Source organism: Brevundimonas sp. FG128 (assembly GCF_057809775.1).
Map to the genome: position 1 here is coordinate 196,685 of NZ_JBMDKP010000005.1, position 20,762 is coordinate 217,446.

At 68.3% G+C, this 20,762-nt stretch carries 14 protein-coding genes; 7 read left to right on the forward strand and 7 right to left on the reverse strand.

Translation table 11 applies throughout. The annotated features are described in order from the left end of the window. Positions 1 to 4 precede the first annotated feature (4 nt). Entirely contained in the window at positions 5 to 3,097 is a 3,093-nt protein-coding gene (locus tag ACODSC_RS14280) for an efflux RND transporter permease subunit (RefSeq protein WP_488814655.1), read from the forward strand. Between the two features lie 70 nt (positions 3,098 to 3,167). Here the strand turns inward: ACODSC_RS14280 and ACODSC_RS14285 are convergent, their stop codons facing one another. From ACODSC_RS14285 to ACODSC_RS14310, 6 genes are all read right to left on the reverse strand, one after another. After that, positions 3,168 to 4,226, reverse strand: coding sequence for a hypothetical protein (locus tag ACODSC_RS14285; protein ID WP_488814656.1), 1,059 nt, complete (start codon positions 4,224 to 4,226; stop codon positions 3,168 to 3,170). 123 nt (positions 4,227 to 4,349) lie between these two features. Continuing rightward, positions 4,350 to 6,734, reverse strand: coding sequence for a sensor histidine kinase (locus tag ACODSC_RS14290; RefSeq protein ID WP_488814657.1), 2,385 nt, complete (start codon positions 6,732 to 6,734; stop codon positions 4,350 to 4,352). Between the two features lie 88 nt (positions 6,735 to 6,822). Next, positions 6,823 to 7,386 (reverse strand): hypothetical protein, encoded by a 564-nt coding sequence (locus ACODSC_RS14295; protein ID WP_488814658.1) that lies wholly within the window; start codon positions 7,384 to 7,386, stop codon positions 6,823 to 6,825. Between the two features lie 77 nt (positions 7,387 to 7,463). After that, complete coding sequence (locus tag ACODSC_RS14300) at positions 7,464 to 7,871, reverse strand: CBS domain-containing protein (protein WP_488814659.1); 408 nt, start codon at positions 7,869 to 7,871, stop codon at positions 7,464 to 7,466. Between the two features lie 60 nt (positions 7,872 to 7,931). Next, complete coding sequence (locus ACODSC_RS14305; protein WP_488814661.1) at positions 7,932 to 9,746, reverse strand: vWA domain-containing protein; 1,815 nt, start codon at positions 9,744 to 9,746, stop codon at positions 7,932 to 7,934. A 114-nt stretch (positions 9,747 to 9,860) separates the two neighbouring features. Then, complete coding sequence (locus ACODSC_RS14310; RefSeq protein ID WP_488814662.1) at positions 9,861 to 11,435, reverse strand: carboxylesterase/lipase family protein; 1,575 nt, start codon at positions 11,433 to 11,435, stop codon at positions 9,861 to 9,863. 95 nt (positions 11,436 to 11,530) lie between these two features. Here ACODSC_RS14310 and ACODSC_RS14315 point away from each other — a divergent pair, with 95 nt between their 5' ends. After that, the gene (locus tag ACODSC_RS14315; RefSeq protein ID WP_488814664.1) at positions 11,531 to 13,396 is read left to right on the forward strand and encodes a monovalent cation:proton antiporter-2 (CPA2) family protein; all 1,866 of its coding nucleotides are present in this window, start codon (positions 11,531 to 11,533) and stop codon (positions 13,394 to 13,396) included. Positions 13,397 to 13,399: 3 nt separating this feature from the next. Here ACODSC_RS14315 and ACODSC_RS14320 read toward each other — a convergent pair whose 3' ends face one another. Continuing rightward, positions 13,400 to 14,059: a DUF4168 domain-containing protein gene (locus ACODSC_RS14320; protein ID WP_488814665.1), complete on the reverse strand. Its 660-nt coding sequence runs from the start codon at positions 14,057 to 14,059 to the stop codon at positions 13,400 to 13,402. 227 nt (positions 14,060 to 14,286) lie between these two features. Between ACODSC_RS14320 and ACODSC_RS14325 the strand changes: the two genes are divergently transcribed. The 5 genes from ACODSC_RS14325 to ACODSC_RS14345 all read left to right on the forward strand — a co-directional run bounded on the left by ACODSC_RS14325 (position 14,287) and on the right by ACODSC_RS14345 (position 20,729). After that, positions 14,287 to 15,306, forward strand: coding sequence for a phospholipase C/P1 nuclease family protein (locus ACODSC_RS14325; protein WP_488814666.1), 1,020 nt, complete (start codon positions 14,287 to 14,289; stop codon positions 15,304 to 15,306). A 5-nt stretch (positions 15,307 to 15,311) separates the two neighbouring features. Next, on the forward strand, positions 15,312 to 16,100 hold the full coding sequence (locus tag ACODSC_RS14330) for an RNA methyltransferase (protein WP_488814667.1): 789 nt from the start codon (positions 15,312 to 15,314) through the stop codon (positions 16,098 to 16,100). Beyond that, complete coding sequence (locus ACODSC_RS14335; RefSeq protein ID WP_488814668.1) at positions 16,097 to 16,420, forward strand: YnfA family protein; 324 nt, start codon at positions 16,097 to 16,099, stop codon at positions 16,418 to 16,420. Before ACODSC_RS14330 ends, ACODSC_RS14335 begins: the two co-directional genes overlap by 4 nt. A gap of 196 nt (positions 16,421 to 16,616) precedes the next feature. Continuing rightward, the gene (gene nhaA / locus ACODSC_RS14340) at positions 16,617 to 17,831 is read left to right on the forward strand and encodes a Na+/H+ antiporter NhaA (protein ID WP_488814669.1); all 1,215 of its coding nucleotides are present in this window, start codon (positions 16,617 to 16,619) and stop codon (positions 17,829 to 17,831) included. Positions 17,832 to 18,062: 231 nt separating this feature from the next. Next, the gene (locus ACODSC_RS14345; protein ID WP_488814670.1) at positions 18,063 to 20,729 is read left to right on the forward strand and encodes a TonB-dependent receptor; all 2,667 of its coding nucleotides are present in this window, start codon (positions 18,063 to 18,065) and stop codon (positions 20,727 to 20,729) included. Positions 20,730 to 20,762: the final 33 nt, after the last annotated feature.

Below are 20,762 nucleotides of genomic sequence, written 5' to 3' on the forward strand. Positions count from 1 at the left end.
CGCCATGAACCAGATGTCGTCCTGGGCGATCAAGAACCCGATTCCGATCATCCTGCTGTTCCTGCTGCTGACGCTCGGCGGCGTGGTCGGCTTCATGGGGATGCGGATCAACTCGAACCCCGACATCGACTTCCCCCTGGTCGCCGTCACGGCCGCCCGCCCCGGCTCGGCCCCGGCGGAGATGGAGGTTCAGGTCACGCGCCTGATCGAGGATTCGCTGGCCGGCCTGTCGGGCGTGCGCCACATCACGTCGAACATCACCGACGGCGTGTCCTCCACGACGATCGAGTTCGAACTGGGCACCGACACCGACCGCGCGACCAACGACGTGCGCAACGCCATGACCGGCCTGCGCGCCAGCCTGCCCCAGGACATGCAGGAACCGGCGGTCCAGCGCATCGACATCACCGGCGACGCCCTGATCACCTATGTGGTCCGCTCGCCGACCATGACGCCGGAAGAGATCAGCTGGTTCATCGACAACGAAGTCAGCCGGGGCCTGCTGGCCCTGGGCGGCGTGGGCGAGGTCAACCGCTCGGGCGGGGTGGATCGCGAGATCCGCGTCGAGCTGGATCCGCAACGTCTGGCCGCCTATGGCGTCACCGCCGCCGAGGTCAGCCAGGCGCTGAACAACGTCAACAACAACCTGCCGGGCGGCCGCGTCACCATCGCCGGGTCCGAACGCGCCGTGCGCACCCTGGGCGCCGCCACCTCGGTCGAACAGCTTAGCGGCACCCTGATCCCGCTGGGCGACGGCAAGACGGTGCGTCTGGATAATCTGGGCAAGGTCGAGGACAAGTGGAGCGAACCGCGCCGCCTGGCCCGCTACAACGGCCAGGAGGCCGTCACCTTCAACTTCCTGCGCTCGCGCACCGCGTCCGAGGTCAAGGTCGCGGAGAAGGTCCGCGAAGAGGTCAAGAAACTCGACGACGCCCATCCCGAACTGACGATCCAGCAGGTCACGGCCAGCGTCGAACAGATCGAGGAAAGCTATCTCGCCTCGCTGGAGGCCCTGCTGCTGGGCGCCGTGCTGGCGGTCATCATCGTCTTCATCTTCCTGCGCGACTGGCGGGCCACCTTCATCGCGGCGACGGCCATGCCGATGTCGCTGATCCCGACCTTCGCCATCCTGGGCCCGCTGGATCAGTCGCTGAACGTGGTGACCCTGCTGGCCCTGTCGCTGACCATCGGCATCCTGGTCGACGACGCCATCGTGGAGATCGAGAACATCGTCCGCCACATGCGCGACGGCAAGCCGCCCTATGACGCCTCGCTGGAGGCGGCCGACGAGATCGGCCTGGCGGTCGTGGCCACCACCGCCACCATCATCGCCGTCTTCGCGCCGGTCGGCTTCATGCCCGGCATCATCGGCCAGTTCTTCAAGGCCTTCGCCCTGGCGGCCTGTGTCTCCGTGGCCTTCTCTCTGCTGGTCGCGCGGACCCTGACGCCGCTGATGGCGGCCTTCATCCTCAAGCACAGCCACCATGAGGACAAGGATCCGTTCTGGATGGGCGGCTATCTGAAGGCGCTGCGCTGGTCGCTGGGCAACCGGTGGAAGGTGTTCGTCATCGGCATCCTGTTCCTGGTCGGATCGGTCGGCACGGCCATCGTGGCCAAGATGTCGTTCGAGTTCATGTCGCCCGGCGACGTCGCCCGCGCCGCGTTCCAGGTCGAGCTTCCGCCCGGCTCGACCCTGCGCCAGACCGACGCCGTGGTTCAGCAGGTGACCAGGCGGCTGGAAGCCCGTCCCGAGGTCACCTCGGTCTACGCCGCCGTCGGCGGTCAGGACGTGACCCAGGCGAATGTCTATGCCGACATGGTGCCCAAGGGCGACCGCGACCTGAGCCAGCAGGCCTTCGCCCGTGCCATGGTGGACGAGCTGAAACAGATCCCCGGCGCCCGCATCCGCGCGGGCATCGCCCAGCAAGGCGGCGGTCCCGGCGACGGCACCAGCTACACCTTCTCGATCCTGAGCGATAATCCCGACGCCCTGAACGCCGCAGCGCGCAAGGTCGAAGAGGAGATGCGCGGCGTTCCCGGCCTGGCCAATATCGTCAACTCGGCCGCCATCGCCCGTCCCGAAATTCTGGTCACGCCGCGTCCCGACGAGGCGGCCCTGGCTGGCGTCTCGGCCGGCGCCATCTCCCAGGCCGTGCGGGTCGCCACCATCGGCGACGTGGATCAGAACCTGCCCAAATATAATCTGGGCGACCGCCAGATCCCGATCCGCCTTCAACTGACGGAGAACGCGCGCGAGGATCTGACCGTGCTGGAGAACCTGCGCGTGCCGGGCAACGGCGGAAACTCCGTGCCGCTGAGCGCCGTCGCCGACATCCAGTTCGGGGCCGGTCCCGCCACCGTCACCCGCCAGGACCGGTCGCGGATCGCCTCGATCAGCGCCGAGCTGGACGGCATCGCCACCGGCGCGGCCGGGGCTGCCGTCAACCGCCTGCCCTCGGTCCAGAACCTGCCCGCCGGCGTGCGCCAGGTGCCGGCCGGCGACGCCGAGTTCATCCAGGAGATGCTGACCGGCTTCGCCATCGCCTTCGCCTCGGGCATCCTGCTGATGTATGCGGTTCTGACGTTGCTGTTCAAAAGCTTCGCCTATCCGATCACCATCATGGCGGCCCTGCCGTTGGCTATCGGCGGCGCCTTCATCGCCCTGGCCATCGGCGGCGCCAACTTCTCCATGTCGGCCCTGATCGGGGTGCTGATGCTGATGGGGATCGCGGCCAAGAACTCCATCCTGCTGGTCGACTACGTCATCATGGCCGAGCGGGACGGCATGCCGCGCCACGAGGCCATCATGGACGCGGCGCACAAGCGCGCCCGGCCCATCCTGATGACCACCTTCGCCATGGGGGCGGGCATGGTGCCCATCGCCATGGGGGTCGGCGCCGACGTCCAGTTCCGCTCGCCCATGGCCATCGCCGTGCTGGGCGGACTGATCTCCTCGACCTTCCTGTCCCTGCTCTACATCCCCGCCATTTTCACCATAGTCGACGACATCGCCGGCTGGGGCCGCCGCATCCTGAGCCGCTCAACGGCGGGACAGCGCGAGCTGGCCAAGCCGAGACCGGGGACGGTGGTGGAGTGAGGTCGATCATCCCTTTGCGGACCCTCGGCGGGTCCGCAAAGGGTGGGGTAGCGGACCTTCCGATCTGATTTCATGGCTCAACGGGGATCGCCACGACCTGATACTGGACAGACGCCTCCGATCCCCAGCAACAGGCCGCTTCGACGAAAATGACGCCGTCGGCTGGTGCGGAAATCTGGAGTCCTGCCCAAGACCGAAGAGCTGGGACGTCGCCCATGGTCACAACATTGGCTCGCGAACGGGCAAAGCGGTCCTGACCGACTGCCACCCAGCCATCGTTGGTCGGAACCAAACTCGTGAACGGCCAAGTCTGGCCGGGACGATTGACGATTGAGTTAGGCACGATGGGCAGCTGATCGGAGAAGACCGCCGTGATCCTGTCATCGCAAACCCTCAGGACTTCGCCGTATCGTCCGCTGAGATGCGCCAAGCTGGCTCCGACCAACACGCATCCAGCATACTCCGTGTCTGGGATGACGCCGACGACCGGAGCGCATTCAGGATCGAGCCGCCCACCGCAGGTCTGGTCGTTCGGGTCCTTCACGACGGAAATCGTGCCGGTTAAGGTATCAACGCGACGCAATCCGCCACCCCACTCTCCCCTGTTGTAGCCGACAAACAGGGTGTTGGCAGTGAGAGCCGAGACGTGCGCACCAGGCTCCAGCAATGCAGCAAGCTGTCTCCGGTCCCAGTGCTCACCCGAAGGCAGCAAATCCTTCGTGGTTGTCAAAACCCCCGGACCGGTCGGGGTCGCGAACAGGGCGAGAAGGCTACCTTCCAAATAAACTCGCCGATCCGGCAAACCAGTGTCCCACAGATCGCGCACGAGGCTTTCATTCGCGTTCAGAGCGACCAACGCCCAGAGATGCGGACCGTCTACCAGCACATCCAGAACATCCGTTGCGGCGACTGACCGTTCGCCAGATCGCCGATCAAATCGGACGACATTGTTTGACGCGCCTCGCAGCCAGAGGCTGTCGTGTGTCGCGACCCCCTCGACTATCGAGCCGCCGAGATCGGGATCGAGCCAGTCACGAAGGGGGAGACGTCCGGCATCTGTTCGGACTTGGGCATCGGCGACACCGGCCAGTGCCAGAACCACGAAGACTGAGAATAAAATCGAGCGCATGCCCCAACATGCCGCGAACGCACAATCATGCACAGCCCGATCAGGCGCGAAGTCGCCTTTGGGTCGAACGCGGTCATCATCTCTCAACACGGCGGAGGCCGCTAAGCTGACGGGTTGAACGCCCTAGGCCGCGAACGCCGCCCGGATCGGCTGCACCGTCTGGTCCGGCCGTTTCACCGGCAGGTCGAAGCTGACCACCGTGCCGACGCCGGGTTCGCTTTCCATGGTCAGCTGGCCGCCGTGCATCTCGATCAGGGCCTTGGTCAGGGCCAGGCCCAGGCCGGTGCCTTGCGTGGTCTTGGAGTGCTGGCCCTCGACCTGTTCGAACGGGCGGGCCAGGCGCACCAGGTCGTCGGGGGCGATGCCGATGCCGGTGTCGGCGCAGGCGACGCGGATGCGGTCCTCGCCTGCCGCCCCCTGGAACGGCGTCAGCGCCAGGATGATGGAGCCGCCCTCGGGGGTGAACTTCACCGCGTTGGAGATCAGGTTCAGCAGCACCTGTTTGACCCCCCGGTGGTCGGCCTCGATGTCGGGCAGGTCGCCGCCCTCGACCGAGATCTTCAGCCCCGCCTCCTGCACCTTGCCGCGCATCAGGCGCACCGCGTCCTCGCACACCTCGCGCAGCGACACCGGCTCATAGTGCAGGGTCATCTTGCCGGCCTCGATCTTGGCCATGTCCAGCACGTCGTTGATCAGGCTGAGCAGGTGCTGGCCCGACTTCAGGATGTCGCCCGCATAGCCCTTGTACTTCTCGTTCAGCGGCCCGAACAGCTCGCTGGCCATGATCTCCGAGAAGCCGTTGATGGCGTTCAGGGGCGTGCGCAGCTCGTGGCTCATATTGGCCAGGAACTCGGACTTGGCCTGGTTGGCGGCCTCGGCGCGGGTCATGGCGACCTCGTATTTGCGCGCCAGCAGCGCCAGCGTCTCGCGACTGGCTTCCAGCTGATCGACCGTGGCGCGCAGGTCGTCGGCGGCGCGGCGACGCTCGGCCTCCTGGCGTTTGATGGCGGTGATGTCGGCGGCGGTGACGACCGAGCCGCCTTCCGAGGTGAACCGTTCGGACAGCTGCAGCCAGCGCCCGTCGTGCAGTTCCACCTCGCGAAGACCCGCGCGCCCGCCGGCGGGACGGTGCTCGGCCTTGATGGCCAGGCCGGCGATGCGGTTCAGCTCGTCCTTCATCGCGCCGCGCCGCACCACGCCGTGCTCGAAGCCGAAGGCGTCCTCGAACGCCTGGTTCCACAGGATCAGCCGCCCCTGGCGGTCGAACAGGACGAAGGCGTCGGAGATGCTCTCCACCCCGTCGCGCAGCCGGCTCTCGGCGGCCTGGGCGGCGGCCTTGGCGCGGCGGGCCTCGGTGATGTCCAGCGCCACGCCCAGTATGGCGGTGAAGCCGGTCTCGCCGCGTGTCCCCCGCGCCTGGCCGCGCGCGTCGATCCAGCGGGTGCGGCCGTCGGCGCCGGCCACCGGGAAGGTGATCTCGAAGGCGCCATAGGCCGCAGCCTGGCGCAGCGCATGCAGCACCTCCTCACGGAAGCGCGGATGCACCCGGGCGATCACCTCCTCGCCTGAGGTGACGCCGCCGCGATCAAAACCCAGCAGGGCGGCCATATAGTCGGACAGGGAGACCTCGTCCTTCTTCAGGTCCCATTCCCACACGCCGCACCGCGCGGCCTCGACCGCAATGCGGAACCGCTTCTCGGTGGAGATGCGCTCGCGGTGCTGACGGGTCTGGCGAAAGCCGTAGAAGACGAACAGGGCGACGACCACCAGGCCCAGCAGCAGCGGAACCGCCACCAGCCAAGCGTCGTCCAGGAAGGCGGACGCAGCGTCCTTCGACAGGGCCACGACATAGGGACCGTCGGGTGTGGTGCGGGCGGCGACCACCGTCCGGGTCTTGCCGTCGATCACGACGTTGCGCGGGCTCGACAGCTCGGCCAGGGCGGCGGCGTCGACGCCCACCAGCGCCCGGATCGGCTGACCGATCTCGGCCGCGCGTCTGGACGCCAGCACCACCCCCGCCGGCGACACGATCCGCGCGTCGTCCGAAGCCGCAGACGGCGGGTCGATGCGCGCCTCCAGACGCCGACCGTCCAAGTCCGCGCTCGCGGCCGTCATCTCGCCCTCGCCCGCGCTCGCCTGAACAACGGCGTCGGCGCCGATCAGTGAAAAACCGGCCCTGGGCGCCGCGCGTCGGGCCGCCTCGACCACCTCGGCCGGCGTGCGACCGGCCGCCGCCTCGGCCTGGCCGACGGCCAGGCCCGCGCGGGCGGACTGGATCAGGGCGCCGGTCTCGCTGGCGACCAGGCGAGCGTTCAGCGTCAGGTTCTCGGTTTCGAGCCGGCTGACGTCGCGCGTCGGCTGGGTGATTTCGCGTGACGCCAGAAGGACATAGCCGGTCGTGACGAGAGCCAGCGCAAGGGCAGTGACGCGCAGCCAGGCCGGCGCGCCGACGGCGCGGTCGGCGGCGCGACGCCCCGGCCGTTCTTCCCGCCGCTCCTCGTCGCGCAAGCTTGTCCCTCCGGCAAATCAGCTGTCGGGGGAATCTAGGCTGCGTCGCGGATTCCTGTCGAGGCTTGGTTACGCCTTTTCGACGTCTTCAGGCGACCGGCGAGGGAATGCGCTCTGGCGCGGATTCCAGCACCCGTGTCACGCCCTGAAGCGTATCGCGCGCCTGACGGGCCAGGGTCAGCACCTCGGGCGGCGCGTCGTCAGGGCTTTCAGAGACCAGATCCACCAGGGCCTCGGCGATCTGCATCAGCTGGGGCGCGGCGGCGATCAGCCGGGCCTGAAGCTCGATATGCTGCGGATCGCGGTCGTATTCCGCGCCCGGCACGCGCCAGCCGCCCCAGTCCGCGCGGTCGGTGACCACGACGGGATAGGTGCCGGGGTGGGGATGGTGCAGACAGTCCTCGGGCAGTTGCCACTTGTTGCGCGCGCGCAGCAGCCGCCATTCGCCCAGGCCGCCCGCGACCGTCGGGTCGTCCGTCGCCAGCATCAGCTCATTGGCGGTGAACTCTCGGCCCAGGCCGACATCATAGGTGACGCGCACGGGCTCTTCGAAGCCCTTGGCCCACACGGGCTGGACCTGTTCGATGAAGGCCCAGGCGCCGACGCATTCGACCCAGACCTTCTGACCCTTCTGGAACTGCGCGCGCGCCATGGACCTCTCCGAGAATTCAAAGGACAGGATGAACGACGATCCTTGACGCCCGGTGTCGGGGCGCGGTTACGCAGGTCTTAACGCGAGATGCTTTCCAGCGTCTCGCCGGCGTATTTCTCCTTCACCCGCGTGGACAGATCGCCCAGCGAGACCACGCCGACGACGCGGCCATGCTTGTCCACGACGGGCGCGCGGCGGATCTGTTTGGACCCCATCAGGTCCAGCACGACCTTCAGGTCGTCGGTGTCCAGCACCGTGTGCGGATCGCGGGTGATGAACTCCACCACCGCCGCGCTGGAGGCCGCGCCGGTCGCCAGCGCCCGCACCACGATGTCGCGGTCGGTGATCGTGCCGATCAGCTGGTCGCCGTCCGCCACGGGCACGAAGCCGAAGCCGCCCTTGGCCATGCGGCTGGCCACATCCTGGATGCTGTCGGCGGGGCGGGCCAGATGCACGTCCTTGGTCATCACGTCGCGGATCTTCATGGCGGGTTTCCTTGGTTGAAGCGTTGCGCTGGAAACCCGCCGCGAGCGTAGCGGTTCCGATCAGGGCGTGCGTTGCGGCGGCAGGCTCTCGGCCGCCCGCACCATCTGCACGAACTCGGCCCGGTCGCCGTACGGATCCTCGCCCCTGGCCCCTTGCGCCTGATCGACGATCCGGTCCCAGCCATAGTCGGCCGCCATCCACGGATCGCCCCGCAGCTTCTGGCCGAAGCCGGCGACGGCGATGGCCCAGCGCGTCGCCTCGGGCGGCTGGGCGCCGACCCGGCCGGAAGCGGCGTTGGTCAGCGGCTGCTGGATCAACTCCGACCGGCTCTGGCCCGGCTGTTTGTAGCGCACCTGGATGAAGCCGATCTCGCCGTTCGGATCGCCGCCGCCCACGCCGATGCGGTTGTCCGGATAGCGACGCTCGGGAACCTGGGTCGGGCCGCCGACGGGGGTGATCTCATACAGGGCCGTGACGCTGGCGCCCGATCCGACCTCGCCCGCGTCGACCTGGTCGTTGTTGAAATCCTCCTCGTTCAGCAGCCGGGTCTCGTATCCGATCAACCGCCATTCGGCGACGCGGGCGGGGTTGAACTCGACCTGGATCTTGACGTCGTCGGCGATGGGGAAGGCGCCCTTGTCGAAGGCCGGGCCGAACAGCCGGCGCGCATCGCGCAGGTCCCCCACATAGGCCGCCACCCCATTGCCGGCCTGGGCGATGGTCTGCATCCGAGCGTCCTGATAGTTGCCGCGCCCGAAGCCATAGACAGACAGATAGACGCCGGTCCCGCGCTTGTCGGCGACATAGTCCTCCAGCCGCTTGTCGTCGGTGACGCCGACGTTGAAGTCGCCGTCGGTGAACATCAGGATGCGGTTGACCTTGTCGCGTGCGAAGCTGGCCTGGGCCTGGTCATAGGCGTTTGTCATGCCGGTCGCCCCAGCGGTGCCGCCCGACGCGCGCAGACTGGCGACCGCACAGCGCATCTTCAGCTTCTGATCGCCCGGCGTCGGCTGCAAGGTCGTGCCGGCGCCTTCCGCATAATAGGTGACCGCCAGGGTGTCCTGCGGCCTCAACCGGTCGATGGCCAGGTTCATCGCCTTCTTGGCCAAGTCCAGCTTGTCGGCCGACGCCATCGATCCCGAGACATCGACCAGGAAGGTCAGGTTCAGCGGCCGCTGCTCCCCGGCGGGCAGTTCATAGCCTTGCAGACCGATATGAACGATCTCACGCCCCGGCGCCCAAGGCGAAGCGGTGACCGCCGTGGTGACGGCGAACGGCCGGCTCTGCGCGGTCGGCCGGGCGTAATCGTAGTCGAAGGCGTTGATCAGCTCCTCCACCCGCACCGCGTCCCTGGGGGGGATGCGCCCCTCGTCGATGAAGCGGCGGATGTTCGAATAGGCGGCGGTGTCCACGTCGATGGAGAAGGTCGAGATCGGCTGATCGCTGGTCCGCTTCACCGGATTGGGCGTCGCATCGGGATAGCGTTCGGTGTCTGCCGGCGCAGGCGCCACGCCGCCCGGAATGATCCTCGAGCCGCTGACGACGACATTGTTCTGCATCACCGTCGGCCGCATCGGCGCGGGCGGGGCCGGAGGCGGCGGTGGCGGAGGCGGTGGCGGCGGCGCGGCGTATTCGACGCGATCCTCCTTGCGGGTGGGCGCGACCATAACGGGAGGCCCCGCGGGCGCCACCCGGCGCACGAGGGCCGGCATGAGCGCCGACGGCCGCAGGTCGAAACCCAGCGGTCCGCAGGCCGCAGGCGTCGCCTCGCCGTCCATCGGCTTGGCCAGGGCGACTGACGGCAGAGCCACCGGCGGCGCGACGAACGAAAGACCGATCAGGGCCGCCAGAGCGGCCCGTGAAATATGAGACATGGCGTCCTCCCGCTTTCTCGCCCCCGACGACATTCGTCGGCCCGTGTTCGTCGAAACTATGGCGAAACGAATGCTTGCACGCGTCCGGCGCGCGCGGTGACGCTGACGACAGCCTCAGTCTTCGCCGCGATCCATGATCCACGGCATCGACCGCCAGAAGGCGCAGTGATGCGCGTCGCTCAGCCCCGACATCGGCACGACGACGTCCCCTTGGGGTCGAAACACGATGGCGGCGTTCGCCTCCCCGACGCCCGACCAGGGCGCCAGGCCCTCGGCGTTCGGCGACAGGGTGCGCACGAAGGCGCTCCAGCGTTGGCGCATCCGCTGGGCCAGCGCGGCCTGGGCGGGCTCGAACCGGGTCGAATGGCTCTGGAACACGCCGTCCGGCCACAGATAGGCCAGTTCCGCAGCATGGGCGGCGCCGAACCGCCAGCCGTCCGGACCGTCCCACATCGGCGGGTTCAGGTCGGCGAACTCGTAGAACCAGACGGGCCCCTGTCGGGCGGCGTTTTCGGCCAGGACCAGGCTGGCGCAGCCGCCGTAACCGCGCATGCCGCTGTCGGTCAGGATGCGCGTGATCGCCTCGGCCGCCGCATGGTCGCCATGCGCCGGGTCCAGCGGATAGAGGGCCTCGATCCGTCGCGCGTTCTCCTCGTCCACCAGGCGACGCAGCCAGGCGCGGTATTCGGCGACGTCGAAGCCGACGAAGGCGGGGCCGGCGATGCGTCCCTCTTCGGCGTTGGCGCCGATCATCAGCGGGATGGGTGCGCGGCCCTCTGCGGCGATCCGGTCGAAGGCGCTGCGGCCTGGCTCGGTCCGTCCGCCGTAATGCGGTGCCGCAAAACCTCCCGCAGCCAGAATCTCGACCGCCGAACGGCCGCGCAGACAGGCCAGCGGATCGGCGGCCTCCTCGCATCCCAGTCGGCGGGCCGTCTCCAGCCCGCGCGCGATGGACACGGTCAGGTCGTCGACGTCGTGCAGGCAATCGTCGCTGGAGATTATGGCGGCGCGAAACAGCGTGCCCGCGTCCGCGCCTGCGACCAGGTTGCAGATCACCGTGCCGCCGGCGGACTCGCCCGCCAGCGTCACCTTTTCCGGGTCGCCCCCGAAGGCCCGAATGTTGTCGCGCACCCAGATCAGCGCCGCGCGCGTGTCCAGAACCCCATAGTTGCCCGCCTGGCCTTCCACCGCCGCCACCGCCGGATGGGTTAGAAAGCCCAGCGCGCCCAGGCGGTAGTTGATGGTCACGACGACGATGTCGCCTTCGCGCGCCAGCGCGGCGCCGCCGTTGTCCGCCGCCGATCCGCTGGTGGCGCCCCCGCCGTGCACATAGACCATCACGGCGCGCGGCTGGGCGGCCGGCGCAGAGGGACGGATGACGTTCAGCACCAGACAGTCCTCCGACCAGGTGTCGGGGCCGCCGCCTTGCGGACAGCGCGGTCCCGCCCGGCCGGCGTCACGCACGTCGTCCCAGGCCGGCGCGGGCGCGGGCGGGGCGAAACGCAGGTCGCGGACTGGTGCCGCAGCGTAGGGCAGGCCCAGGAATTGGTCCGTCCCATCAAGGGTCACGCCCCGCACACGGCCCTGGGCCACGGCGGCCTCGGGTGCGTCGGTTTGAGCCCGTCCGACGCCGGGCGCGGCCAGGCCGAAGGTCAGGGTGAACAGGGCGAGCATCAGCGAACGCGACATGGCCGCGTCTTCGCTCGAACCGCCGTTCGCCACAAGGCCGATGGCAATTGGCTGCGCGCATCCCCACAATGGAGCTTGAGCATGCGGGGAGCACGATGGCCGAAGCGACGACGGGACTGGATCTGGGCGCTGCGGCCGCCTTGCTGGCGGCGGGCGTGCTCGCCGTGCCGGTGTTCAAACGCATCGGCCTGGGGTCGGTGCTGGGCTATCTGGCGGCGGGCCTGGCCATCGGGCCATTCGGGCTGAAACTGTTTCAGGAGCCCGAGACCATCCTGCACGTCGCCGAGTTCGGCGTGGTCATCTTCCTGTTCATCATCGGGCTGGAGATGCGGCCCAAACGCCTGTGGGGGCTGAGGAAGGAAATCTTCGGCCTGGGCGCGGCCCAGGTGCTGTTCTGCGGCCTGATCCTGACGTTGACGGCCATGCTGGCCGGCTTCTCCGCGCCGGTCGCCTTCGTCGGGGCCATGGGTTTCGTCCTGTCGTCCACCGCCGTCATCATGCAGATGCTGGAGGAGCGCGGCGAGATCGCGGGCGGGCCGGGCCAACGGTCGGTGTCCATCCTGCTGCTGGAAGACCTGGCCATCGTGCCGCTGCTGGCCATCGTCGCCGTCCTGGCGACTGTGCTTGGCGTGGCGAACGAACAGGCGCCGCCCTTGTGGCAGACCATCGGCTTTGCGCTGGCGGCCGTCGGCGGCGTGTTGCTGGCCGGCAAATATCTGGTCAATCCCATCTTCCGCCTGCTGGCCCGATACGGCGGGCGCGAGGTCATGACGGCGGCGGCCCTGCTGGTCGTGGTCAGCGCGGCCTGGGCCATGTCGCTGGGCGGCCTGTCCATGGCCATGGGCGCCTTCCTGGCCGGCGTCCTGTTGTCGGAATCCACCTTCCGCCACCAGCTGGAAGCCGACGTCGAGCCGTTCCGCGCGATCCTGCTGGGTCTGTTCTTCCTCAGCGTCGGCATGTCGCTGGACCTGTCTGTGGTGGTCGCCGACTGGCGGCTGGTCATCGGCGGCGTGGTCGCCTTCATGGCGGTCAAGGCGTTGGGCATCTATGGGATCGCGCGCCTGTTCAAGGCTTCGCACCATGAGGCGGTCGAGCGCGCGGCCCTGTTCGCCCAAGGCGGCGAGTTCGCTTTCGTGCTCTATGGCGCCGCTGTCGCCGCCGGCCTGTTCGACGCCCAGGTCGGCGCCATGCTGTCGGCCATCGTCATCCTGTCCATGGCGCTGACCCCGTTGACCAGCCTGCTGACCCAGCGTTTCCTGCCCAAGCCGGTCGTCTCCGCCGAGGGCGCCGAGGGGGTGGAGTTCGCCAAGGATCTGCGCGGTCAGGTCCTGATCATCGGCTTCGGCCGCTTCGCCCAGGTCGTGTCTCAGCCTCTGCTGGCCAAGGACGTGGACGTGTCGATCATCGAGAACGACGTCGAGATGATCCAGGCCGCCTCGCAGTTCGGGTTCAAGGTCTATTACGGCGACGGCGCCCAGCTGCACACCTTGCGGGCGTCCGGCGCCGACGAGGCCGAGATCGTCCTGGTCTGCGTGGACAAGCCCGAGGTCGCCGACCGCATCGTCGAACTGGTCAAGTCCGAGTTCCCGACCACCAAGATCATGGTCCGCGCCTTCGACCGGGGTCATTCGATGCGGCTGATCCAGGCCGGGGTCGATTACCAGATCCGCGAGACCTTCGAATCCGCGCTGAAGTTCGGCGAGCGCGCCCTGATCGAGCTCGGGATGGACGAAGGCCAGGCGGCCGAGGCCATCGGCGACGTGCGCCGCCGCGACGAGGCGCGCCTGGACCTGCAACTGACGGGCGGCCTCAGCGCCGGCCGCCAGCTGATGCGCGGAAACATGACGACGCCGCAACCGGCGCCCTACATCAAGCCCCGCCGCGAGGGCCGTCTGTTGAACGAGGACGAGGCGGGTCCGGCCGCGCCGGAAACGCGCAGCAGCGAACCCGCCGACGCCTGACGTTTACTGGCCGCCGGCCGCCTGAGCCTGGGCGCCCAGGAACTCGGCGTGCGCACGCAGGCCTGCGTCCTGCGACACCGCCGTGGCGATGGCGTTGAAGCGATCGACCGCCAGGCCCGATCCCTCGACGGCCGCCGTCAACTGGGCGCTCTGCTCGGGCGTCGCCTGGTTGTTCTGGACGGTGGCGGTGATGGCGCGGATCTTGGTCATGGCGGTGACGAACTGTGCCAGCTCCGCGTCGGTGACGCTGGCGGCCACCGATCCTGCGGCCGGCTCGGGCGCCTTCAGCAGGTTGATGCGGGCGTTGATCACCGGGGTTTCGGCGGCGGCGCTGGAAATGGCGTTGAAGCGGACGACTTCCAGGCCGGACTCCTGCACGGCGGCGGCCATTTCGGCCTGCTGTTCGGGCGTGGGCTCTGCGCCGTTCAGGGTGTCGCTGACGGCGCGAACGCGCGTCATGGCGGCGTCGTACTTCATCAGCTCGTCGTCGGTGAAGTCCGATCCGGTCGTGGCGGCGGGCGCGGGCATGGTTTGCGCAGGCGCGGCGGCGGGCGCCGCGGGCGAGGTCTGGGCCGGAGCTTGGGCCGGGGTTTGGGCCTGCGCGCCCGCAGCGGTCAGCAGGGCGGCGGCGGAAACGAGAAGGGCGAGACGGGGAGCGCGCATGGGCGTGTCCTTTCGGTCTGGCGTCCACAAACCGTCACGACGGCGACGACGCAATCACGCCGACGCTCTCCGCAGGATGTGGAGCCTGGGTTTGACAAATAAGGATGCGGGAGCCCTCCTAACCTAGGGACACGGCGCCGCTTTGCAACCTTTTGGGGCTCCGGGCGGGCTGGAGAGGCGATCAAGGATACGTTAGACGGGCGTGATCGCTCCAAAGGTTCGTCCCCATGAAACGTCTCGCCATCGCCGCCCTGGCCCTGATCGCGGTCGCCGCGCCGGCCGTCACCGTCACCGCCTGGGGCAATACCGGCCACCGCCTGATCGGCGTGGCGGCGATGCGGGCCTTGCCCGATGATCTGCCCGCCTTCCTGCGCACCCCGGCCGCCGTCGCCGACGTGGGTGAACTGGCGCGCGAGCCCGACCGCTGGAAGGGCGCCGGCCAGCCGCACGACCGCGAGCGCGACACCGCCCACTTCATCGACATGGACGACCAGGGCCACGTCTTCGATCAGCGGGGCATGGCCCTCGCCGACTTGCCGCGCCTGAAATCCGAATATGACGCCGCCCTGACCAAGGCCGGTCTGGACGTGAACGACGCCGGCTATCTGCCCTACGCCATGATGGACGGCTGGCAGCAGCTGGGCCGCGACTTCGCCTATTGGCGCGTGCTGAACGCCGCCGAGAAGCGCGAGACGAACATGGAACGCCAGGCCTGGTACCGCGCCGACCGCATCCGCCGCGAGGCCCTGATCCTGCGCGACATCGGCGTGATGGGCCACTATGTCGGCGACGGCTCCCAACCGCATCACACCAGCATTCACTACAACGGCTGGGGCGACTTCCCGAACCCGGAAGGCTTCACCAACTCGCGCCAGACCCACGGCATGTTCGAGGGCGAATTCGCCAGTCGCGTCGCCCGCCTGGACGCCATCGAGGCCGCCATGCCCGCCGCCAATCTGGACGATTTCGACGTCAAGGCGCGCACCGTCTCCTATCTGACCACGACCCTGGGCACGGTCATCCCCTTCTACCGGCTGGAAAAGGCGGGCGGTTTCCGCGACGCCGATCCGCGCGGCGCGGCCTTCGTCAACGAACGTCTGGCGGCGGGCGCCGGCGAACTGCGCGACTTCATCGTCACCGCCTGGACCGCTTCGAGCAGCGCCTCCATCGGCTGGCCCGCCGTCAAGGTCGCCGAGGTCGAGGCCGGAACCGCCGACCCCTGGATCGCCATGGTGGGCGAGGACTGATTTCCTTGTCGGAGCTAACACCCCCCGCCGTCATCCTCGACAAGTCGCAGATGGCCGAGAACATCGGCGCCGTGGCGCGGGTGATGGCCAACTTCGGCCTGACGGACCTGCGCCTGGTCACGCCCCGCGACGGCTGGCCCCAGGAACGGGCCTGGGCCATGGCCTCGGGCGCCGACTGGGTGCTGGAGGGCGTGCGGGTGTTCGATAGCGTGGCGGACGCCGTCGCCGATCTGAACACCGTCTTCGCCACCACCGCCCGCCCGCGCGAGACGCGCCAGCCGGTCCGCACCCCGCGCGAGGCGAGCCGCGTCCTGTACGACGACACCGCCTCGGGCCTGAAGACCGGCCTGCTGTTCGGCGGCGAACGGGCGGGGCTGGAGACGACCGACATCGCCCTGTGCGCCGGCATCGTCACCATCCCCATCGACCCCCGGCACCATTCGCTGAACCTGGCCCAGGCGGTGGCGATCAACGCCTATGAATGGCGCACCCTGATCCTGGACGCCCCGCCGCCGCGCTTCCGGGACAGCGAGCCGCCGGCATCCAACGAGCTTCTGGTCGGAATGTACGAGCACCTGGAGGAGGAGCTGGAAAACGGCGGCTTCTTCTATCCGCCCGAGAAGAAGCGCTCGATGAGCCAGAACCTGCGCGTCATGCTGGGCCGCGCCGCCTTCTCGGAGCAAGAGGTCGCCACCATGCGCGGCGCCATCCACGCCCTGGCCAAGGGGCGGGGACGGGTGCTGGCCAAGCTGGCGGCCGAACGGGCCAAGGCGAAGACGGACACGCCCGAGTGAAAGCCTTGCTGATCTATCCGTTGGCGGCGCTGGCGGAGATCGGCGGCTGTTTCGCCTTCTGGGCCTGGCTGAAACTGGATCGTTCGCCCTTGTGGCTGGCGCCGGGCGTCGTCTGCCTGATCGCCTTCGCCTGGCTGCTGACCCTGGTCCCCAGCGACGCAGCGGGCCGCGCCTTCGCCGCCTATGGCGGGGTCTATATCTGCGCCTCCCTGGTCTGGATGGCGATGGTCGAGAAGACCACGCCCGACCGATGGGACCTGATCGGCGGCCTGGTCTGCCTGGCCGGGGCGGGGGTCATATTGCTGGGCCCGCGCGGTTAGCTCCTCGTAGGGCGCAAAAGTAAAACGGTCTGAACGTCTTGGCCCGTGGAGACGCAGGAGCTATCCTGGTCGCAGCCATCAGGTCGCGCTTGCGGCCAGGCCGGCGTCGTCTTCCAGGAAGAAACGGCGAATCCGGTCCGACGCCCGTCGATAACCTGGCGTCACGACAGCTTCAGTATTCCGCTAGGAGGCCGCCGTGGCGCGCAGATTTACGCTTGATTTCCTCAAGACCGAGGCCGCCTCCGGTTCGGCCCTGGCGCTGGCCGCCATCGCTGCGGTCATCGTGGCCAACTCGCCGTGGGCCGGCGACTATTTCACCTGGCTGAAGAGCTATCATGTGCTCCAGCTCGGCCCGATCCGGCTGGAGGAGACGATCTCCGACTGGATCAAGGAAGGTCTGATGGCGATCTTCTTCCTCGTGGTGGGGCTGGAGATCAAATACGAGATCGTGCGCGGCGAACTCAGCGATCCACGCAAGCTGGCGACGCCGGTGCTGGCGGCGCTGGGCGGGATGGCGGGACCGGCGGCGGTCTATCTGCTGTTGTCGAGCACGATGGGCGCGCCGCACGCCGGTTGGCCCATTCCGCTGGCCACCGACATCGCCTTCGCCCTGGCCATCTTCGGATTCGTGGGCAAGGGATTGCCGTCGTCGCTGCGGGTCTTCCTGCTGACCCTCGCCATCGTCGATGACCTGGGCGCCATCGCCCTGATCGCCGTGCTGTTCAGCGAGGGCGCGAACTGGACGCCGCTGTTCTGGGCTCTCGGCCTCATCACCCTCGGCGGGGTGCTGGCCAGCCGGATCCGCCTCGCCTCGCCCTTCTGGGTCATGGGGTTCGCCGTGGTCTGGTATCTGACGGTCCTGTCGGGGCTCAGCACCTCCCTGACCGCCGTGGCCTTCGCCATGATCGTGCCGATCAAGGCCAGGAAGGAAGATCGCCAGAGCCCGCTCAAGGAGGCCATCCACGACCTGCATCCGTGGAACGCCTTTCTGGTCCTGCCGCTGTTCGCCTTCGCCAAGGCGGGGGTGTCCTTCGCCGGCCTGTCGATGGAACAGGCGTTCGCCCCCCTGGTCGTGGCCATCGCCCTGGGCCTGTTCTTCGGCAAGCAGATCGGGGTGTTCGGCGCCGCCTGGCTGGCCTCGGCCCTGAAGATCGGCGCCCGTCCGACCGACGCCAGCTGGCTGCAGGTCTATGGGGTGTCGCTGCTGTGCGGCGTGGGCTTCACCATGAGCCTGTTCATCGGCGTGCTGGCCTTCCCCGGCGCGGTGGACTCGCCCGAACAGGTCGAGGTCAAGCTGGGCGTCATTGGCGGGTCGATCCTGTCGGCCGTGGCCGCAGCCTTGGTGCTGGGTCTGGCGGGGCGCGGAAAGACCAGCCGCAGCGACGCCTCTTCTGAACCTGAAACTCAATGAATCCGCGCAAATACTGACCTTGCGTCAGGTTTTTCTGTCGCTTCCTTGTCACACGCGGGTCGAACTGCGGCGAAAAATCGTCGCGGGTAACAACGCTCGCTTGTGGGTCGGGCCGAAGCGCGCTTAGCCTCACGGTACTGAACGTCTCTCCACGAAGAGGGGCGTCGATTGGGAACAGGAAACGCCGTGATCGCCTGATGCGGTCACAGCTTCAGAGCCGGGAGGTCGCCTATGCGCCGCACTCATCAACTCAGGACCACCGTGTCCGCCGCCGTCGTGGGCGCCGCCGTCTTCGGCCTCGCCGGGGGCCTCGCCGGGGCCGCCGCCGCGCAGGAAGCGCCGGCCAGCGTCGACGACATCATCGTCACCGCCCAGAAGCGCGAACAGAGCCTGCAGGACGTGCCGATCGTGGTCACGACCCTTTCGCAGGAACTGCTGGACGGCGCGGGCGTGCAGGACATCAAGGATCTGCAGATCCTGACGCCCGGCATGACCGTCACCTCGACCCAGTCGGAAGCCTCGACCACCGTCCGCATCCGCGGAGCCGGCACCGTCGGCGACAACCCCGGCCTGGAAAGCTCGGTCGGCGTGGTGATCGACGGCGTGTATCGCTCGCGCAACTCGGTCGGCTTTGGCGACCTGGGCGAACTGAGCCGCATCGAGGTCCTGAAGGGGCCGCAGGGCACCCTGTTCGGCAAGAACACCTCGGCCGGCGTCATCAACATCATCACCGAGCGCCCGTCGTTCGACCCGTCGATCTCGGCGGAACTGACCGCCGGCAACTTCGGCGCCGTCGGCGGCTCCGTCTCGGCCACCGGCCCGCTCACCGACATGATCGCCGGGCGCATCTTCGTGGCCCACCGCGAGCGTGACGGCTTCTACGACGTCAACGTCGGCGACGGCCCGCGCACCCTGACCGAGGACAATACCCAGGACTACTGGACCGGCCGCGGCCAGCTGCTGATCCTGCCCAACGACACCACCTCGATCCGCCTGATCGCGGACTACACCAAGCGCGACGAGTTCTGCTGCGCCGCCGTCCAGACCCGCGTCGGCCCGTCGCAGGCCTTCATCGCCGCCCTGACGGCGCCCAACGGCCCCGGCCAGACGCCGCCCGTCGCCGGTTTCGGCACGGTGCCCTTCTCGCGCCTGGCCTATTCCAACCGCGAGACCCCGCAGGAAATCGAGGACATGGGTCTGTCGGCGGAAGCCACGATCGACTTCCCCAGCATCAACGCCACTCTGACGTCGCAGACCTCGTGGCGCGACTGGTCGTTCCAGCAGGGGATGGACCTCGACTATACCGGCGCCGACATCCTGTACCGCGCCAACGACGGCTCCAACGGCTACGGCGTCGACAACCTGACCCAGGAGTTCCGCCTGGCGGGTTCGACGGACAAGTTCGACTGGCTGGTCGGCCTGTTCGCCACCAAGGAAGGCGTCTATCGCGACGACAGCTATGTCTATGGCTCGGACTACAACGCCTTCGCCTCCTTCCTGCTGACGGCGACGGTGCCGGCGGCACTGGGCGGTCCGAACCCCGGTCGTCTGGGCTGCTTCACCAATCCGCAAGGCTTCCTGGTCAGCACGGCGCCCTCGCCGCCCTCGCCCGTGCCGCCGGGCACGCCCCTGTGCGCCGCGGGCCTCGTGCCCCCCAGCGCCACGGCCCCTGGGTTCACCCCCGGCAAGGCCTATCAGGACCACTATTCGCAGCGCTCGGAATCGGTGGCCCTGTTCACCAACAACACCTGGAAGGTGAGCGAGGCCTTCGATATCAATCTGGGCCTGCGCTACACCTACGACAGCAAGCGCCTGTTGGGCCTCCAGGACAATCTGGGAAGCAACGGCGCGGCCTGCGGCGGCGCCCTGGCCAACCAGAACCCGGCCAATCTCGCCGTCTCGCCCATCCCCGGCACCGCCAATGTGTCCACGCCGACGGCCGCCCTGGGCCTGCTCTGCCTGCCCTGGTCGAACCCGCTGTATGACAACCGGGCGATCTCGGAGAAGTTCAGCGACACCGACCTGTCGGGCACGATCAAGGCGTCCTACCGCTTCAACCCGTCGATCATGGTCTATGGTTCATATGCGCGCGGCTATAAGGGCGCGGGCTACAATATGGACCGGGTGCAAACGGGCGTGACGCCGGACGCCTCGCTGTTCTTCGCGGCCGAAACGGTCGACAGCTATGAGGCGGGGGTCAAGACGACCCTGTTCAACCGCACCATGTTGCTGAACCTGACCTACTTCGATCAGAAGTTCGAGAACTTCCAGCTCAACACCTTCCTGGGCACCGCCTTCGTGGTGGAATCCATCCCCGAGCTGACCTCGCGCGGCGTCGACGCCGACATGGTCTGGTTCACCCCGGTCGAGGGCCTGTCGTTCCAGGGCGGCGTGACCTACACCGACGCCAAATACGGCGAGTTCGGCGCAGGCGACCTGTCCAGCCCCGGCCGCTTCCCGCAGCTATCGCTGCTGCCCGGCGCGCGCGCTTCGTTCGCTCCGGAATGGTCGCTGACCGGCGCCTTGGCCTTCGACCGCTCGCTGGGCGGCGGCCTGCGCGGCGGGTTCAACCTGTCGGCCAAATATTCGACCGAGTACAACACCGGCTCGGACCTGCTGCCCTACAAGAACCAGGACGCCTTCACCGTCGTCAACGGCCGCATCTCGATCGGTTCGGAAGACGAACGCTGGACCGTGGACGTCTGGGCCCAGAACCTGTTGGAGGAAGAATACACTCAGGTCGGCTTCGCCGCGCCGCTGCAGGGCACGGCCTTCGCCAACACCACGACGCCCCAGGCCGACGGCACATACTATAACATCGCCACCGACACGGCGACCTACAACGCCTACCTGGGCGCCCCGCGCACCTGGGGCGTGACGCTGAAGGTCAAATACTGATCGTCCAGACGCAGGGCTGAACGACGAAGGGCC

What these genes read in the sequence shown, in the direction of transcription:
- ACODSC_RS14280 (WP_488814655.1), top strand. Translation starts at nt 5, where the DNA reads ATGAACCAGATGTCGTCCTGGGCGATCAAGAACCCGATTCCGATCATC.
- ACODSC_RS14285 (WP_488814656.1), bottom strand. Translation starts at nt 4,226, where the DNA reads ATGCGCTCGATTTTATTCTCAGTCTTCGTGGTTCTGGCACTGGCCGGT.
- ACODSC_RS14295 (WP_488814658.1), bottom strand. Translation starts at nt 7,386, where the DNA reads ATGGCGCGCGCGCAGTTCCAGAAGGGTCAGAAGGTCTGGGTCGAATGC.
- ACODSC_RS14300 (WP_488814659.1), bottom strand. Translation starts at nt 7,871, where the DNA reads ATGAAGATCCGCGACGTGATGACCAAGGACGTGCATCTGGCCCGCCCC.
- ACODSC_RS14305 (WP_488814661.1), bottom strand. Translation starts at nt 9,746, where the DNA reads ATGTCTCATATTTCACGGGCCGCTCTGGCGGCCCTGATCGGTCTTTCG.
- ACODSC_RS14310 (WP_488814662.1), bottom strand. Translation starts at nt 11,435, where the DNA reads ATGTCGCGTTCGCTGATGCTCGCCCTGTTCACCCTGACCTTCGGCCTG.
- ACODSC_RS14315 (WP_488814664.1), top strand. Translation starts at nt 11,531, where the DNA reads ATGGCCGAAGCGACGACGGGACTGGATCTGGGCGCTGCGGCCGCCTTG.
- ACODSC_RS14320 (WP_488814665.1), bottom strand. Translation starts at nt 14,059, where the DNA reads ATGCGCGCTCCCCGTCTCGCCCTTCTCGTTTCCGCCGCCGCCCTGCTG.
- ACODSC_RS14325 (WP_488814666.1), top strand. Translation starts at nt 14,287, where the DNA reads ATGAAACGTCTCGCCATCGCCGCCCTGGCCCTGATCGCGGTCGCCGCG.
- ACODSC_RS14345 (WP_488814670.1), top strand. Translation starts at nt 18,063, where the DNA reads ATGCGCCGCACTCATCAACTCAGGACCACCGTGTCCGCCGCCGTCGTG.